12 protein-coding genes are annotated in these 15,540 nt (G+C 68.3%); 8 read left to right on the top strand and 4 right to left on the bottom strand.

Going from position 1 to position 15,540, the window contains the following annotated elements; all coding sequences use genetic code 11:
• Window positions 1-79: 79 nt before the first annotated feature.
• The 3 genes from ASD82_RS09415 (at window position 80) to ASD82_RS09405 (ending at window position 1,261) form a co-directional block, all read left to right on the top strand.
• The gene (locus ASD82_RS09415; RefSeq protein WP_056717575.1) at window positions 80-574 is read left to right on the top strand and encodes a hypothetical protein; all 495 of its coding nucleotides are present in this window, start codon (window positions 80-82) and stop codon (window positions 572-574) included.
• 79 nt (window positions 575-653) lie between these two features.
• On the top strand, window positions 654-860 hold the full coding sequence (locus ASD82_RS09410; RefSeq protein ID WP_056717574.1) for a hypothetical protein: 207 nt from the start codon (window positions 654-656) through the stop codon (window positions 858-860).
• A 134-nt stretch (window positions 861-994) separates the two neighbouring features.
• Entirely contained in the window at window positions 995-1,261 is a 267-nt protein-coding gene (locus ASD82_RS09405) for a hypothetical protein (RefSeq protein ID WP_056717573.1), read from the top strand.
• A 103-nt stretch (window positions 1,262-1,364) separates the two neighbouring features.
• On the opposite strand, the gene ASD82_RS09400 is transcribed toward ASD82_RS09405, so the two are convergent.
• Together ASD82_RS09400 and ASD82_RS09395 are read right to left on the bottom strand one after the other, a co-directional pair.
• On the bottom strand, window positions 1,365-2,405 hold the full coding sequence (locus ASD82_RS09400; RefSeq protein ID WP_056717572.1) for a hypothetical protein: 1,041 nt from the start codon (window positions 2,403-2,405) through the stop codon (window positions 1,365-1,367).
• Between the two features lie 102 nt (window positions 2,406-2,507).
• Window positions 2,508-3,755 carry a S8 family serine peptidase gene (locus tag ASD82_RS09395; protein WP_056717571.1) on the bottom strand — a complete coding sequence of 416 codons (1,248 nt, stop codon included), beginning with the start codon at window positions 3,753-3,755 and terminating at the stop codon, window positions 2,508-2,510.
• A gap of 121 nt (window positions 3,756-3,876) precedes the next feature.
• Here ASD82_RS09395 and ASD82_RS09390 point away from each other — a divergent pair, with 121 nt between their 5' ends.
• Window positions 3,877-4,368, top strand: a complete 492-nt coding sequence (locus tag ASD82_RS09390; protein ID WP_056717570.1) for an RNA polymerase sigma factor — start codon at window positions 3,877-3,879, stop codon at window positions 4,366-4,368.
• Window positions 4,365-5,099: a hypothetical protein gene (locus ASD82_RS09385; protein WP_056717569.1), complete on the top strand. Its 735-nt coding sequence runs from the start codon at window positions 4,365-4,367 to the stop codon at window positions 5,097-5,099. Before ASD82_RS09390 ends, ASD82_RS09385 begins: the two co-directional genes overlap by 4 nt.
• Before the next feature lie 53 nt (window positions 5,100-5,152).
• On the opposite strand, the gene ASD82_RS09380 is transcribed toward ASD82_RS09385, so the two are convergent.
• Window positions 5,153-5,500: a hypothetical protein gene (locus tag ASD82_RS09380; RefSeq protein WP_056717610.1), complete on the bottom strand. Its 348-nt coding sequence runs from the start codon at window positions 5,498-5,500 to the stop codon at window positions 5,153-5,155.
• A 253-nt stretch (window positions 5,501-5,753) separates the two neighbouring features.
• Between ASD82_RS09380 and ASD82_RS09375 the strand changes: the two genes are divergently transcribed.
• The 3 genes from ASD82_RS09375 (at window position 5,754) to ASD82_RS09365 (ending at window position 12,538) form a co-directional block, all read left to right on the top strand.
• Window positions 5,754-8,411 carry a M1 family metallopeptidase gene (locus ASD82_RS09375; RefSeq protein ID WP_056717568.1) on the top strand — a complete coding sequence of 886 codons (2,658 nt, stop codon included), beginning with the start codon at window positions 5,754-5,756 and terminating at the stop codon, window positions 8,409-8,411.
• A 154-nt stretch (window positions 8,412-8,565) separates the two neighbouring features.
• Entirely contained in the window at window positions 8,566-9,504 is a 939-nt protein-coding gene (locus ASD82_RS09370) for a sensor domain-containing diguanylate cyclase (RefSeq protein ID WP_056717567.1), read from the top strand.
• Between the two features lie 178 nt (window positions 9,505-9,682).
• Window positions 9,683-12,538 carry a C1 family peptidase gene (locus tag ASD82_RS09365; RefSeq protein WP_056717566.1) on the top strand — a complete coding sequence of 952 codons (2,856 nt, stop codon included), beginning with the start codon at window positions 9,683-9,685 and terminating at the stop codon, window positions 12,536-12,538.
• Window positions 12,539-12,607: 69 nt separating this feature from the next.
• Here ASD82_RS09365 and gcvP read toward each other — a convergent pair whose 3' ends face one another.
• Window positions 12,608-15,529, bottom strand: coding sequence for an aminomethyl-transferring glycine dehydrogenase (gene gcvP / locus ASD82_RS09360; protein WP_056717565.1), 2,922 nt, complete (start codon window positions 15,527-15,529; stop codon window positions 12,608-12,610).
• Window positions 15,530-15,540: the final 11 nt, after the last annotated feature.

The raw sequence follows: 15,540 nt of genomic DNA, 5'->3' as shown, positions 1-15,540 counted from the left end.
GTGGCGGGTGATGCGCACGTTACGCTGCCGCGCCGGCCAACGAAGCTGGCTTATCCGCAACTCATTCAAAGGAGTGAACATGTCCCAGAATCTGATCGATATCGACTTCAACGCCGATGCACTGACGGCCATCGACAATGCCCTGACCGCGCTGGAAACGGGCCTGGCCTCGCTGATCGCGCTGACGCCGGACCAGCGGCACGGGCTGACCAAGATGGGAGACAAGTCCGAGGCGTTCTGCCGGCAGGCCGGCCACGTGTTCGCCGACAATCCCGGCGTGCTGCCCCGTAATTTCGATCTGGAAGGCTACCAGCGCGACATCGCCACGCTGGATGCGTTGCGCCCGCGCCTGGTGCGGCTGGGCAAGCTGCATCAGCGCGGCGTCGATACCGAGATGGCGGTGGGCAGCGACCTGATGACCAATGCGCTGGAGGGTTACGCGGTGCTGAAGGTGGCTGGCAAGGGGCAGGGGCTGGACGAGGCGCGCAAGGCGCTGGCAGCCCGTTTTGCCCGCGGGCCGCGCAATCCTGCACCGGCGAGCGATCCGGCACCGACTGGGCCCGTACTGGCCTGATCACGAACCTGTCCGACCATCGGACAAGGTGCGGTCAAGCGCACTGGCCGCGTGCCAGTTTTCACCGGGAGCCAAAGTCATGAATCAAAGTCTGTTCATCGTGGAGCACGGGGTGGCGCACTACTGCGTTGAAGAAGCGCACTCTGCCAATCCGCTGCACACGACCACTACTCAGGCGGCCGCCATCACCTGGGCGCAGGGTCACCATGCCGACCGTCCATTGCATGTCGCGCGTGTTCGCCATCTGTCGGACAAGCGCATCCCGGATCACTGGCGCAAGCTCTGACGCAACGTTGTAGGAACACGCTCTGCCACGACAGGAAGGCCCCGCTCCGGCGGGGCTTTTCATCATGTTGACCTGGGCTTCGCACCTGCCGCACTACGGTGGTTGCAGCGATCAACCGCACCAGGAGACGCCTCATGTCCGACGAACATCCCAAGACGCCGCTCGACCACATCGGCGACACGCTGGCGCAGTTGAAGGAGATGCGGCATTACTCCAGGAACAATGTGGAGGCGCTGACCGCATCGTGGTTGTTGTACGACGGCGAGTTGTCGAAGCTGAAGCAGGCGGACCGGATTGCGGAACTGATGGATCAGCAAAACAAGCTGCATGGCGCGCTGGAGTCGACGATTGCCGAGTTCGAGGATGTGCTGGAGAAAATGCAACCGGCGCCGGAGGAGTAGCCCCATCGAGGGGTGCCACGAGAAGCCCCGGATTCGGGGCTTTTCTTTGTGTGCACCGATGCAGGAGCCCCCGGACGGAGGCTCCTGCTTTCCAGCGGCTGACTTAGTGCTGCTGCGCGTTCGCGCTGGCGCCGGCGTGTCCGTCGGCTTGCGCGGACGTGCTGACGCCGTCACGGGCCGAACCGTGTGCGCTGGCGTGGCCGCCGGCTGCGCCGTTGGCATGGGCGGAGCCGTGATTGCCGGAGGTCGAGCTGGCGCCTGCGTTGCCGCTGCCGCTGGCGTTGCCCGAGCCGGACAGGTCGATCGATTTGTCCTCCGCGCTGCTCACGGCGTTGTAGGTCGGCGACAGCGGAGCCGGCGACGGTGTGGCGGCATGGCCCGACGGCTGGGGCGTGGCGTTTGCGCCGCTCGAGGTGGCCTGCGATGCGCGGCCGCTCGCGTCGGTGCCGAGCGAGCCGGCGGTGCGGGCCGATTGGGCGGCGGTGGCAGTGGCTTGCCGGGCTGTGCTGAGTCCGGTGGTGGCCCAACCATCAGCCTTGCCTTCGGCGTTGGCGGATGCATTGCCGGCGGCGTTCTGTACCTGGTTCAGTGCCCCGCGGGCGCCGCTTTTGGCCGTCGAGACGGCTGAACGCGATTGGCCGACGGTGTCGGCTGCCGTGCCCGTCACGGCATGACGCATGCCCGAGGCATCGGCGGTGCCGGCTCCCGATGCAGCCAGGTTGCCCGTGCCATTCAGTGCCGCGTCGCCGTTGCCGGCGTTCGCACCCGCGGCTCCGGTGAGGCCGACGACCGTGTCCGTGCCGGCCTGGCCGTTCAACGACTGGCCAGCGCCCGTTGCCGCGTCCTTCGCCGATGTCGCGGTGGCGGCGGCGTGGCGACGCAGGCGTTCGGCCCGTCGTGCCGCGGCGGCCTGATTGATGTCGGGCGCCTGGAGGTTGCCCATGCCTTGTGCGGAGCCGCTCATCTGGCCGCCGATGCGGCTCATGGTGGAACTGACCGGGCTGCCGAGCCCGCCCGTGATGCCGCCGGTGAGCGATCCGCCGCCCAGAACCTGGGCATGCGCCGGGATGATCGCGGCAAGGGCGAACGCACCGGCGAACAGGGCGGTGGTGAGAGCGTTGCGATGGAGAGGCGTGCTGCGCATGGTGGATCTCCTGCCGGCGGCGAATCCGCGGCTTCCACCATCCACTACGTTCGTGCCTCGTCGATCCTTCCCTGCCGACCGGCGGTCGGCGTTGATTCAGGTTCAGGGCGAGAGCAGCCCGTTGCCATAGCGTGGATCGCGTCCCGCAGGGCCGAGATCGCGCGCTTCGCCGGCCAGGTGCCGTTGCACGTCGGCGGCGGCGCCGGCACGGGGCGCGTCCAGCCATTGTGCGGCCTTGCGCGCCACGATCGGTGCCGCGAACGAGGTGCCGCGCAGCGCGTTGCGGCCACTGCCCAGCACGCCGGATGCGCAGAAATCCACCTGGTCGCCACTGCCGGATTCGGGCAGCACGCGGTCGCGCGCGTCGACGCCGCTGACGCCGATCACGTCCGGGTACGCCGCTGGGAACAGCGGCGGCGCCGCGGGTCCGTCGTTGCCGACCGCGCTGACCAGCACGTGGCCACGCGCGATCATCGCGCGCACCGCCTGCGCCAGCACCGGGTTGTCCGGGCCGACCAGGCTGATGTTGATGACCGCCACGTGCTCGCGCGCCATCCAGGCGAGCGCGTCCACCAGGTTCGACGTGGCACCGCCGACCGCGTCGCCGCACCACAGGTCGGCGGCGTACAGCGTGTCCGGGTCACCGGCGACGAGGCGCGCGGCGACCGCGGTGCCATGCCGCGACGGATTCGCCGCGCTGCAGCCGTGCCGCTCGATGCGTGCGCGCACCAGCGCAGGATCGGACGGATCGACGCCGCCATCGATCAGCCCGACGCGCTGCGGCGGAGCGTTCGACGATGGTGTCGCCGAGGTCGCCGCAGCGGCAACGTCATCGGTGCCCGCGGGCAGGTAGAGATGCTGGTAGGTGAACGCGGCATCCGGTGCAGCCTGCCGCAGGGCGCGCATGGCCCGGGCGGTGCTGCGTGCACGCGTGTCGTGCAGGACCACGAAATCCAGCCCCAGCGTCGCGTCGGCCGGCGTCGCGCGATCCACGCTGAACCCCAGCGCCCGCACCGCGTCCAGTGGCGCACCGAACAAGCCCGTCGCGAGGAATTCGCCGCGCAGGATCGGCGCGCCCTGGGGATCGACATCGACGCGCCTCGACTCGCTTCGGCGCAGCACGTCGATCTGCAGTTTTCGGGTGAGCGACAGCGACCCGCGCAGCAGGTCGTCCATGCTGAGCAAGGGTGGTGTGGAAAGCACGGGCGGCAGGCCCGCGCCGGGTGCCTGCAGGTCGGGCAGGTGCTGCACGGGGCCCAGCAGCTGTGCCTGCACCGATGTCGCGCCGACCAGAAAAGACGCGATGGTCAACAACGAAAAGAGCAGGGCGGACGGACGGCGCAAGGGCATGGCCAACGGCCTCGGGAACAACCGGGCCGGATGCTAGCATGGCCCCGCTTTACGCCCTCGAACCGCGCCGCTGCGCACGAGGGAAGGAATCCTCCCCGGCGGACGTAGTGGAAGGTGATGCGTGAATTCGAGCGACGCCGTACGCGAAGGACTGATCCCGCTGTTGCCGCGCCTGCGTCGCCTGGCGCGTGCACTGGCGGGCCAGGTGGCCGATGCCGACGACCTGGTGCAGATCGTGCTGGAACGCGCCCTGGCCCGCTCTGCACAGTGGCGGCCGGATGCCCCGCTGGACAAGTGGGTGTTCGCGATTGCGCGCAACGCCTGGCGGGACGAGCTGCGTGCGCGTGGCCGGTCGCAGCATCTGTTCGCGCCGGAGGAAGCTGGTGAGATGGCCGTGGACAGCGGCAACGCCCAGCCCGCGCAACGGCTGGAACTGGCGATGGCGCTGGCGGCGTTGCCACCGGACCATCGCGAAGTGGTAGCCCTGGTGCTGGTCGAGGGCATGTCGTACGGCGAGGCTGCCGAGCTGCTGGAAGTGCCGGTGGGCACCGTCACCAGCCGTCTGGCTCGCGCCCGCTCAACGTTGCAGGCCCATCTTGGGAAAGAAGCATGACTCCGATCGACGACGATATCCTGCAGGCCTACGTGGACGGCGAAATCGATGCCGAGGCCGCCGCGCAAGTCGACGCCGTGCTGGCCCATGACGCCGCGCTTGCCGTACGCGTGCAGCGGATGCGCGAGGTGAACGACCGGTTGCGCACCACCTTCGATGCGGTGCTCGATGAAGCGGTGCCCGCGCATCTTTCCGCGATGTTGCAGCCGCGACCGGCCACGGTGACACCGATCGCCCCGCGCGCCGGATCGACGCGCCGCGGCGCCAGCGGTCGCCGCTGGTTCCTGCCCGGGGCCGCGCTGGCCGCATCGGTGGCATTGATCGCCGTGGCCTTGTGGAGTTGGCGATCCCATGACGATCTCGTGCGCATGCACGGTGGCCAGACCTTCGCCGCAGGTGCCTTGAACCATGCGCTGGACGAGTCGCTGGCCAGCGAGCCGGACGCGCAGGCGCCAGTCGCCATCGGCCTCAGCTTCCGCAGCGCGGAAGGACACATCTGCCGCACCTTCGTGTTGCGCGCGGCACCGGCACGCGCCGGCCTGGCTTGCCACGAACAGACGGGTTGGACACTGCCGGTGCTCAGCGTGATGGCGCCGTCCGGGAGCGGCGACCTGCGCCAGGCAGCGAGCAGCATGCCGGGTGCGGTGCAGGACGCAGTCGATGCGCGTTTGCGCGGCGATGTCTTCAATGCGCAGCAGGAACGCGCAGCGCGCGCTGCCGGCTGGCGATAGTCGCGCCGCCGTGACTGAAGGCCCCGTTGCCGGGGCCTTCTGCCTGTGGGCGATCAGTGGCGCTGGCGGTGAATCGCGCGGCTGTTGCGGTTTTCCGCGCGGTTGAGGCGACGGGTTTCGCCCCTGGTCAGGTGGCCGTTGTGCTTCGCTTCGGCGGCGCTTTCGCGCTGGGCGATGTTGGCGGCGCGGCGTTGGTCGCTGGCCGCCTGCTGCGGCGTGATGGTGCCGTTGGCGACGCCTTTCGCGGTGCGCGCCTGCTGGTGGTCGATGCGCTGATTGACTTCGTTGACGCGGGGGTGACCGGGGACGGTGGTGTCGGCGGCCATCGCGCCGGCGCTGGCGAATGCAGTGCAGGCGATCAGGCTGAGCAGGCCGAGGCGGATCATCGAAGCGTGGTTCATGGCGGTGTCCTTCAGTGTGGGAGGCCGGCGGTGGGGTACTGCCATGTCGTGCCGGGCGAGCAGCGGCATGCCGGAACAGGAACGCCGCCGGGGGCGGCGCGTTGACCGGCCGCCGGCACACTCCATGACTTCCGGCGGTTTCCGCCGATCGGACGGCGCGCCACCATCACGGGAATCGCGCCTGCAGCGCCACGGCTTCCGCCGGCAAGCTGCGGCATTCCGCACTTCGCCCACCCTGACACGGAAGATACTCATGCGCAGCACCTTGCTGGTTTCCGCGATCGCCCTGGCGCTCGCTGGCGTTTCGATGACGGCCATGGCGGCCACGCCGGCGGCGACGTCCGCGACCGACCTGGCCACCACCCAGCTGCCGCGCACGGTGCGGCCCAGCCACTACGACGTGGCGGTGACGCCGCATGCGGACAAGCTCGCCTTCGACGGCCAGGTGACGGTGACCGTCGACGTGCTGCAGCCGACCCACAGCATCACGCTCAACGCGATCGACATGACGTTCTCGTCGGTGCGCCTGACCCCGACCAAGCTGAAGATCGCCATCGCCGCGCCCAAGGTGACGGTGGATGCGAAGGCGCAGACGGCGACGTTCACCTTCGCCCAGCCGCTGCCTGCCGGCACCTACCAGCTGGCGATGAGCTACACCGGCAAGATCGGCACCCAGGCCAACGGCCTGTTCGCGATCGATTACGACACCACGGCGGGCAAGAAGCGCGCACTGTACACCCAGTTCGAGAACTCCGACGCCCGCCGCTTCATCCCGTCGTGGGACGAGCCGGCGTACAAGGCCACCTTCAACCTCGCCGTGACCGTGCCCAGCGACGAGATGGCGGTGAGCAACATGCCGGTCGCCTCGACCAGGGACCTGGGCAACGGCATGAGCCGGGTGACCTTCCAGCCGTCGCCGAAGATGTCGACCTACCTGCTGTTCTTCGGCCTGGGCGAGTTCGAGCGCGCCACCACCATGGCCGACGGCACCGAGATCGGCGTGATCACGCAGAAGGGCAAGAAGTCGCAGGCCGGTTTCACGCTGAAATCGGCCAGCGACGTGTTGCGCGAGTACAACGATTATTTCGGCGTGAAGTATCCGCTGCCCAAGCTGGACAACATCGCCTCGCCGGGCAGCAGCCAGTTCTTCTCGGCGATGGAGAACTGGGGCGCGATCTACACCTTCGAATACGCCTTGCTGCTGGATCCGAGCTTCTCGACCCAGTCGGACAAGCAAGCGGTGTTCAACACCGCCGCCCACGAAATGGCGCACCAGTGGTTCGGCGACCTGGTGACGATGCGCTGGTGGGACGACCTGTGGCTGAACGAAGGCTTTGCCTCGTGGATGGCCGCGCGCACCACCGAGAAGCTGCACCCGGAGTGGCATACGCACCTGGATGCGGTGGGCACGCGTGAAGGCGCGATGTCGCGCGACGCGGTCGCCACCACGCACCCGGTGGTGCAGCACGTGGAGACGGTGGAGCAGGCCAGCCAGGCGTTCGATGCGATCACCTACGCCAAGGGCGAGGCGGTGATCAGCATGCTGGAAGCCTATGTCGGCCCCGATGCCTGGCGCGCCGGCGTGCGCAACTACATCAAGGCCCACGCCTACGGCAACACGGTGTCGGACGACCTGTGGAAGGCGGTGCAGGGCGCGGCCGGCAAGCCGGTCACCCAGATTGCGCACGACTTCACCCTGCAACCGGGCATTCCGCTGATCCGCGTGGCCTCGTCCGCGTGCAGCAACGGCAAGACCACGCTGACCCTGAGCCAGGGCGAGTTCACCAAGGATCGCCCGAACAAGACGCCGCTGAAGTGGCACGTGCCGGTGATCGCGCAGAGCATCGGCGGCAGCGAGGTCGCCCGCACCGTGGTGGACGGCAAGGCCACGCTGGACGTGGCCGGCTGCGGCCCGGTGCTGGTGAACGCGGGGCAGAGCGGCTACTACCGCACGCTGTACACGCCGGCGGAATTCGCCGCGATCAAGGGCCAGTTCGCCAAGCTGGCGCCGATCGACCAGATGGGCCTGATGGGCGACAGCTGGGCGCTGGGCATGGCCGGCCTGCAGCCAGCATCCAGCTACCTCGACCTGGCCCAGGTCACCCCGGCCGATGCCGACCCGCAGATCTGGGGCGACATCGCGGGCAGCTTCTCCGGCCTGCACGGGTATTACCGTGGCGACGACGCGCGTCAGGCGCGTCTGGATGCATTCGCGATCAAGCAGCTGAAGCCGGTGTTTGCCCGCGTGGGCTGGGAGGCGAAGGCCGACGAGGGCGACCCCACCACGATCCTGCGCACCCAGCTGATCGGCGTGCTGGCCGACCTCGGCGATGCCGACGTGATCAGCGAAGTGCAGCGTCGCTACGCCGCGCAGGACACCGATCCGAAGGCCGTGCCGGCGGCCCTGCGCAAGACCATCTATGCGGTGGTGGCACGCAATGCCGACGCGGCGGGCTGGGACAAGCTGCATGCGAAGGCCAAGGCCGAGACCACGCCGCTGATCAAGGATCGCCTGTACGCGCTGCTTTCGATCAGCAAGGACAAGGCGCTGGCCAAACGCGCGCTGGAGCTGGCGCTGACCGACGAACCGGGTGCCACCAACAGCGCCGGCATGATCCGTGCGGTGGGCTACGAGCACCCCGACATGGCCTGGGAATTCGCGATGGCGCACCGGGCGCAGATCGACAAGCTGGTCGACTCCACCTCCAGCAGCCGCTACTACCCGGGCATCGGCGCCAGCTCCAATGATCCGGCGATGATCGACAAGATCAACGCCTACGCCGACGCGCACATCGCCAAGGGCTCGCGCCGCGCGGCGGAGACGGTGATCGCGAACATCCAGTACCGGCAGATGGTGCGCAAGGAACGGCTGCCCGCGATCGACGCCTGGCTGGCGAAGAACGGCGGCTGATCCGCTAGCCCGGGACGGCGCCCGCTTTCACCAGCGGGCGCCGCCTGGTGCGATTGGCGATACGCCCGGCGGACGATGTACCTTGCGTCTGCGCGCCGGCTGGCGCGATCGCCGCGGCTGCGGCGACCCGTCTTCATGCTTGAGTCCGAGAGCGATGGCCGATTTCGAAAAGCTGGAACCCGACAGCACCGTCTACCGCACATTGCTGGAGTCCACCAAGGCCATTCCCTGGAAGATCGACTGGGACAGCAAGCAGTTCGCCTATATCGGACCGCAGATCGAGGCGCTGCTGGGCTGGACGCCGGCGAGCTGGCAGACGGTAGGCGACTGGGCCAGCCGCATGCATCCACAGGATCGCGAGTGGGTGCTGAATTTCTGCGTGGCGCAATCGCAGGCCGGTGTCGATCATGAAGCCGACTACCGGGCGCTGACCCGCGACGGCCACTACGTGTGGATTCGCGACGTGGTGCACGTGGTGCGGCGGGCGGACGGTTCGGTCGATTCGCTGATCGGTTTCATGTTCGACATCAGCGAACGCAAGCAGACCGAGCAGAAGCTGGCGAGCCTGCAGAAGGAACTGGAGGAGCTGTCCTTCCGCGACGGTCTCACCGGCGTGGCCAACCGGCGCCGCTTCGATGCGCTGATGGAACTGGAGTGGAGCAACGCGCGGCGCAACCGCCAGCCGCTGTCGTTGCTGATGATCGATATCGACTATTTCAAGCAGTACAACGACTGCTACGGCCACCTCGAAGGCGACGCCTGCCTGAAGCGCGTGGCCTGGCTGCTGGCTTCCGCTGCAACCCGCGCACGCGACCTGCTGGCGCGTTTCGGCGGCGAGGAATTCGTGCTGCTGTTGCCGGAAACCGACGAGGCGGCGTCGCACAAGCTGGCCGCGCGCTGCCGCGACCTGATCCTGGCCGAGCAGATTCCCCATGCGCAGTCCGCGGTCGGCCCGGTGCTGACCATCAGCCTCGGCGCGGCCACCTGCATTCCCGCGCATGCCGACGAGCTGCGTGGCTTCCTCGACAGCGTCGACAAGCGGCTGTACCGGGCCAAGCAGCAGGGCCGGGACTGCATCGTGGCGGCAAGCTGACCGGCGCCAGGCCTGTCGGACCGGCGATCGACGCCGGCAGATCGCGTTCGCTGGCACGCTTCGTGCCCGTTGCCGTGGCCGGTTTTTCCCTGCGCCGCGGGCCATGTGCGGCCCCCGAACCGAGCGTATGCTGCCGCCGTATTTCGTAGCCTTCACCACGGACGAGGGGAGATACGTCATGGCAACACTGCTGCTGGTCAAGGGGAATTCCGGGAACGATGTCGCCACGCTGCGCAAGCGCCTGGCCGGGGTGCTCGGCGACGACGCGCGCGACTTTCCGGGATTGGCGACGGGCGACGTTTTCGACGAGCAGGTCGACGCGGCGGCGCGGCGATGGCAAGCCGGCATCGGGATGGTCGCCGATGCGGTGATCGGGCCATGCTGCCAGGGCCTGCTCGGCATGATGCAACCACAACCGATGGCGGTGCCGCTGACGGTGGACGCGGTGCAGCGGCTGTTCCCGGCCACCAAGAAGTCCAACATCGTGCGCTACCTGCCTTACGTGGCGGCGGCGCTGGGCGCGGCGGGGCTGCGCGACCGCATGATGATCTGCGCCGCGCTGGGAACCATCCGCGCCGAGAGCGAAGGCTTCGTGCCGATCGCCGAATTTCCCTCGCACTTCAACACCACGCCGGGGCTGCCCGCGTTCAGTGCCTACGACGGGCGCAAGTCGCTGGGCAACGACCAGCCCGGCGACGGCGCGCGCTATCGGGGCCGCGGCTTCGTGCAGCTGACGGGGCGGGCGAACTACCACACCTACGCGGCCCTGATCGGCGTCGACATCGAAGGCTTTCCGGACCTGGCCAACGCGCCCGAGGTGGCGGCCGTGCTGCTGGCGCTGTTCCTGTCGCACGCGGCGGACAGGATGCGCACGGCGCTGGCGGCGAACAACTACGCGGCGGCACGCAAGCTGGTCAACGGCGGCAGCTACGGACTGGCAAGCTTTCGCAACGTGTTCCAGCTGGCCGCGTCGGTCTGGCCGGTGGCCGTTCGCGGCGTGGGGGCGACTCGCAAGGCCGGCGCGGCTCGCAAGGCCGTCGCAGCGGCGGCGACGGGCACGGCGAAACTTGACGCCAGCAAGGACCCGGTCGACCTGCGCGATCGCGCCTACCAGCCGCCGCCGGCCAGCCTGCCTGATCGTTACCCCACCGATGCGCAGGTCAGCGAGTTCCTGCCGGCCTATACCGGGGCCGGCCTGATCCTCGACCAGGGGCAGGAAGGCGCGTGCACCGGTTTCGGCCTGGCCTGCGTGGTCAACTACCTGCGCTGGCGCAAGAGCGGGATGCCGGGTCGACTGGCTTCGGTCAGTCCGCGCATGTTCTACAACTTCGCCCGCCGCTACGACGAATACGCGGGCGAGAACTACGACGGTTCGAGCTGTCGTGGCGCGCTGAAGGGGTGGTATCACCACGGCGTCTGCATGGAGGTCGACTGGCCGTATCGGCAGGAGGACACGCAGCCGCCGAAGTTCGGTTACGCCACCCGCGCCACCGCCAACACGCTGGGCGTGTATTACCGCATCGAGCTGAAGACGATCAGCGACCTGCAGGCGGCGATCCATGAAGTGGGCGCGATCTACGTGTCGGCCAACACGCACCAGGGCTGGCAGGACGTGCCGACCGTGCGCCGGAAGCTGGCCGGGCACGACAGCCTGCCGGTGATCGCGTTCGACGGCAAACCCTCGCACGACGACGGCCACGCCTTTGCCCTGGTCGGTTTCAACACCGACGGCTTCGTGGTGCAGAACTCCTGGGGCAAGAGCTGGGGCTGCGGCGGTTTCGCCGTGCTGACCTACGCCGACTGGCTGGCCAATGGCATGGACGCGTGGGTGGCCGCGATGGGCGTGTCGGGCGTGGTGCTGGGCCAGCTCGCGGCGGGCAGCAAGGGTGGCAGCCGCCGTGTCGGCACCAATCGCAGCCTGTGGTGGGACGAGGCCACCGCCTACGAGCACAGCGTGGTGCTGGGCAACGACGGCCGGGTGACGCGCTACCTGACCCAGGACGAGATGAGTCGCTCGCTGCTGTTCCAGGCCTGCACGCTGCCGGACCAGTGGTTCCGCCAGCAGAAGGCGACGACCAGGCGGCTGGTGATCTATGCCCACGGTGGACTCAACAGCGAAGCCGCGGCGATCGAACGCGCGCGGGCGATGGGGCGCTACTTCATCGGCAACGGCTGCTATCCGCTGTTCGTGATCTGGAAGACCGGCATGCTCGAATCGATCGGCGACATCTTCGCCGACAAGTTCCGGCACGAGCCGCCGCGGGCCGGCGGCATCCGCGAGAAGATCAGCGACGCCACCGACATCCTCGTCGAGCGCACCGTCGGGCGTCCACTAACGCGGCCAATCTGGAGCGAGATGAAGGAAAACGCCGAAGCCGCCAGCCTGCCCACGCGGGGCGGCGACCTGCTGGTGACGGCGCTGCAGAACCTGGCCAAGACCTGGGGCGACCAGCTGGAAATCCACCTGGTCGGCCACTCCGCCGGTTCGATCTTCCATGGCTACCTGGTCGACCTGCTGGCCGCGCGCGGGCTGGAGGCGCAGACCGCGTCCATCCACCTGTACGCGCCGGCCTGCACCGTGCAGTTCGCCAACCGCCACTACGCGCCACACGATGCCCTGATGCAGCGGCTTTACCTGGGCATCCTGTCCGACCGCAACGAGCGTGACGACAACACCGCGGCAATCTATCGCAAGTCGCTGCTGTACCTGGTGTCCAACGCCCTGGAGCTGGATGTGCGCACGCCGATCCTCGGCCTGGCGAACGTGATGGACGCCGGCTACAAGGGCTGGGACGGTTCGTCCAGCACGGCCGAGGCATTGGGCAATTGGCGCCAGGTGGCGAAGCAGACCGGCCTGGGCAAGCGCACCGAAGTCATCGATGTCGGCAAGGTGCCCACCTGCCTGCATCCGGAGGTCGCCATCGACGCGGGGCATGGCAGCTTCGACAACAACGTCGAGGTGCTGGGTCGCACCCTGGAACGCATCACCGGTGCGAAGCTGGCGCTGCCGGTGGACGACCTGCGCGGGTTCTAGCCGCGGGTTTTCCACCATAAAAAAAGCCCCGCCGCGGCGGGGCCTTCGCATCGGACGATCGACCGATGGTTACGCTTCGACGTCTTCCCGGTACGCATCCACCGGGATGCACGAACACATGATGTTCTTGTCGCCGTAGACGTTGTCGACGCGGGCCACCGGCGGCCAGTATTTCTGCAGCTTCAGGCTGGCCAGCGGGAAGGCGGCCAGTTCGCGCGGGTAGGCGTGGGTCCACTCGCTGGCGCTGACCATGGTGGCGGTGTGCGGCGCGTTGGTGAGCGGGTTGTCCTCGCGGTCCAGCTTGCCTTCCTCGACGGCGCGGATCTCGTCGCGGATCTGGATCATCGCGTCGATGAAGCGGTCGAGCTCGACCCGCGATTCGCTTTCGGTCGGTTCCACCATCAAGGTGCCGGAGACCGGGAAGCTCAGCGTGGGCGCGTGGAAGCCGAAGTCGATCAGCCGCTTGGCCACGTCCTCGGCGCCGATGCCGGTCGCATCCTTCAGCGGGCGCAGGTCGAGGATGCACTCATGCGCGACCAGGCCGTTGCGGCCGGTGTACAGGGTGGGATAGTGCGGCGCCAGCCGCTTCGCCACGTAGTTGGCATTGAGCAGGGCCACCTGGGTGGCCTTGCGCAGGCCCTGCTGGCCCATCAGGGTGATGTACATCCAGCTGATCGGCAGGATCGACGCGCTGCCGAAGGTGGCGGCGCTGACCATCGCGCCGTGGCCGGTGCCCTGGGTGCGCGCGCCGTCGTTGCCCAGCGCGCCCGGCAGGAACGGCGCCAGGTGCGAACGCACCGCGCACGGGCCCACGCCCGGGCCGCCGCCGCCGTGCGGGATGCAGAAGGTCTTGTGCAGGTTGAGGTGGCTGACGTCCGAGCCCCACTTGCCGGGCTTGGCCACGCCGACCAGCGCGTTCATGTTGGCGCCGTCGGTGTACACCTGTCCGCCGTGCTGGTGGACGATGTCGCAGATGGCGACCACGTCTTCCTCGAACACGCCGTGGGTGGACGGGTAGGTCAGCATGATCGCGGCGAGGTTGGCCGAGTGCTTCGCGGCCTGCGCGCGGATGTCTTCCAGGTCCACGTTGCCGTTCGCGTCGCACTTGGTGACCACCACCTTCATGCCGCACAGGTGGGCGGACGCCGGATTGGTGCCGTGGGCGGATTCGGGGATCAGGCAGATGTCGCGATGGCCTTCGCCGCGCGACTGGTGATACGCACGAATCGCCAGCAGGCCGGCGTATTCGCCCTGGGCGCCGGAGTTCGGCTGCAGGCTCACCGCGTCGTAGCCGGTGATCTCCACCAGTTGCGCTTCCAGCCCGGCGATCAGCTCCTGGTAACCCTGGGTCTGCGCGGCGGGTGCGAACGGATGGATGTTGGCGAATTCCGGCCAAGTGACCGGGATCATCTCGGCGGTGGCGTTGAGCTTCATCGTGCACGAGCCCAGCGGGATCATCGTGCGATCCATCGCCAGGTCCTTGTCGGCCAGCGCGCGCAGGTAGCGCAGCAGTTCGTGCTCGCTGTGATGCGTGTTGAACACCGGGTGGGTGAGGAACGGCGAGGTGCGCTGCAGCGCCTGCGGGATCAGCGACGGCGCGCTGGCATCCAGCGCGTCGATGCTGGGCAACTGCGCGTCATCGCCGCCGAAGATGCGCCACAGCAGCTCGATGTCGGCGCGGGTGGTGGTCTCGTCCAGCGAGATGCACAGGTATTCGCCCCAGGCCTTGCGCAGGTTGGCGCCCAGCGCCACCGCGCGGGCGGCGATGGCGTCGGTGCGATCGCCGGTCTTCAGGCTGATCGTGTCGAACGCGCTGTCGTGGTGGCTGGCGGTGAAGCCGAGCTGCTGCAGGCCGGCCTTGAGGATCGCGGTGAGCCGCGCCACACGGGAGGCGATGCGGGTGAGACCCTTGGGGCCGTGGTAGACGGCGTACATCGAGGCCATCACGGCGAGCAGCACTTGGGCGGTGCAGATGTTGCTGGTGGCCTTCTCGCGGCGGATGTGCTGTTCGCGCGTCTGCAAGGTGAGGCGATAGGCCTTGTTGCCCTCGGCATCGATGGAGACGCCGATCAGGCGGCCCGGCATCGAGCGCTTGTACGCATCGCGGCAGGCCATGAAGGCGGCGTGCGGGCCGCCGAATCCGAACGGCACGCCGAAGCGCTGGGTGTTGCCGATCACGATGTCGGCGCCCATTTCGCCCGGCGACTTCAACAGGGTCAGCGCCAGCAGGTCGGTGGCGAAGATGGCCAGCGCGCCCTTGGCGTGGATCTTCGCCACTTCCTCGCTCCAGTCCAGCAGCCAGCCGCTGCTGGCCGGGTACTGGATCAGCGCCGCGAAGTAGTCGTCCGCGGCGATCGCGGCATCCCAGGCCTCGGCGGAGTCGGCCAGGGTGATCGTCAGGCCCAGCGGCTCGGCGCGGGTGCGCATCACCTCGATGGTCTGCGGGTGGGCGTCGCCGAACACCACGATGGCGTTGCCCTTGTTCTTGCTCGAGCGCTTGGCCAGGGTCATCGCCTCGGCCGCGGCGGTGGCTTCGTCCAGCAGCGAGGCGTTGGCGATCTCCATCCCGGTGAGGTCGGCACACATCGTCTGGAAGTTGATCAGCGCCTCCATGCGACCCTGCGAGATCTCCGCCTGGTACGGCGTGTACGCGGTGTACCAGGCCGGGTTTTCCAGGATGTTGCGCAGGATGACGTTGGGCGTCAGCGTGCCGTAATAGCCCTGGCCGATGAAGCTGCGGAACACCCGGTTGTGATCGGCGATCGCGCGGATCTTGGCCAGCGCTTCTTCTTCGGTGATCGCCGTGGGCAAGGCCAGCGGTGCGGCGGACTTGATCGAGGCGGGCACGATGGCGTCGGTCATCGACTCCAGCGAATCGTGGCCGACCACGCGCAGCATCTGCGCGATCTCGGCGTCGTCCGGGCCGATGTGGCGGTCGATGAAGGCACCGTGGTTTTCGAGGTCACGCAGGGAAGTGGGGTTGTGGCTCATGGCTGGGCATC

It is taken from the genome of Rhodanobacter sp. Root179, from assembly GCF_001428465.1.
Taxonomy (GTDB): domain Bacteria; phylum Pseudomonadota; class Gammaproteobacteria; order Xanthomonadales; family Rhodanobacteraceae; genus Rhodanobacter.
This window is presented reverse-complemented; position numbering and strand designations above follow the sequence as displayed.

Coding starts and splice junctions, on each gene's coding strand:
- ASD82_RS09415 (WP_056717575.1), top strand. CDS start 80: ATGTCCCAGAATCTGATCGATATCGACTTCAACGCCGATGCACTGACG.
- ASD82_RS09410 (WP_056717574.1), top strand. CDS start 654: ATGAATCAAAGTCTGTTCATCGTGGAGCACGGGGTGGCGCACTACTGC.
- ASD82_RS09405 (WP_056717573.1), top strand. CDS start 995: ATGTCCGACGAACATCCCAAGACGCCGCTCGACCACATCGGCGACACG.
- ASD82_RS09400 (WP_056717572.1), bottom strand. CDS start 2,405: ATGCGCAGCACGCCTCTCCATCGCAACGCTCTCACCACCGCCCTGTTC.
- ASD82_RS09395 (WP_056717571.1), bottom strand. CDS start 3,755: ATGCCCTTGCGCCGTCCGTCCGCCCTGCTCTTTTCGTTGTTGACCATC.
- ASD82_RS09385 (WP_056717569.1), top strand. CDS start 4,365: ATGACTCCGATCGACGACGATATCCTGCAGGCCTACGTGGACGGCGAA.
- ASD82_RS09380 (WP_056717610.1), bottom strand. CDS start 5,500: ATGAACCACGCTTCGATGATCCGCCTCGGCCTGCTCAGCCTGATCGCC.
- ASD82_RS09375 (WP_056717568.1), top strand. CDS start 5,754: ATGCGCAGCACCTTGCTGGTTTCCGCGATCGCCCTGGCGCTCGCTGGC.
- ASD82_RS09370 (WP_056717567.1), top strand. CDS start 8,566: ATGGCCGATTTCGAAAAGCTGGAACCCGACAGCACCGTCTACCGCACA.
- ASD82_RS09365 (WP_056717566.1), top strand. CDS start 9,683: ATGGCAACACTGCTGCTGGTCAAGGGGAATTCCGGGAACGATGTCGCC.
- gcvP (WP_056717565.1), bottom strand. CDS start 15,529: ATGAGCCACAACCCCACTTCCCTGCGTGACCTCGAAAACCACGGTGCC.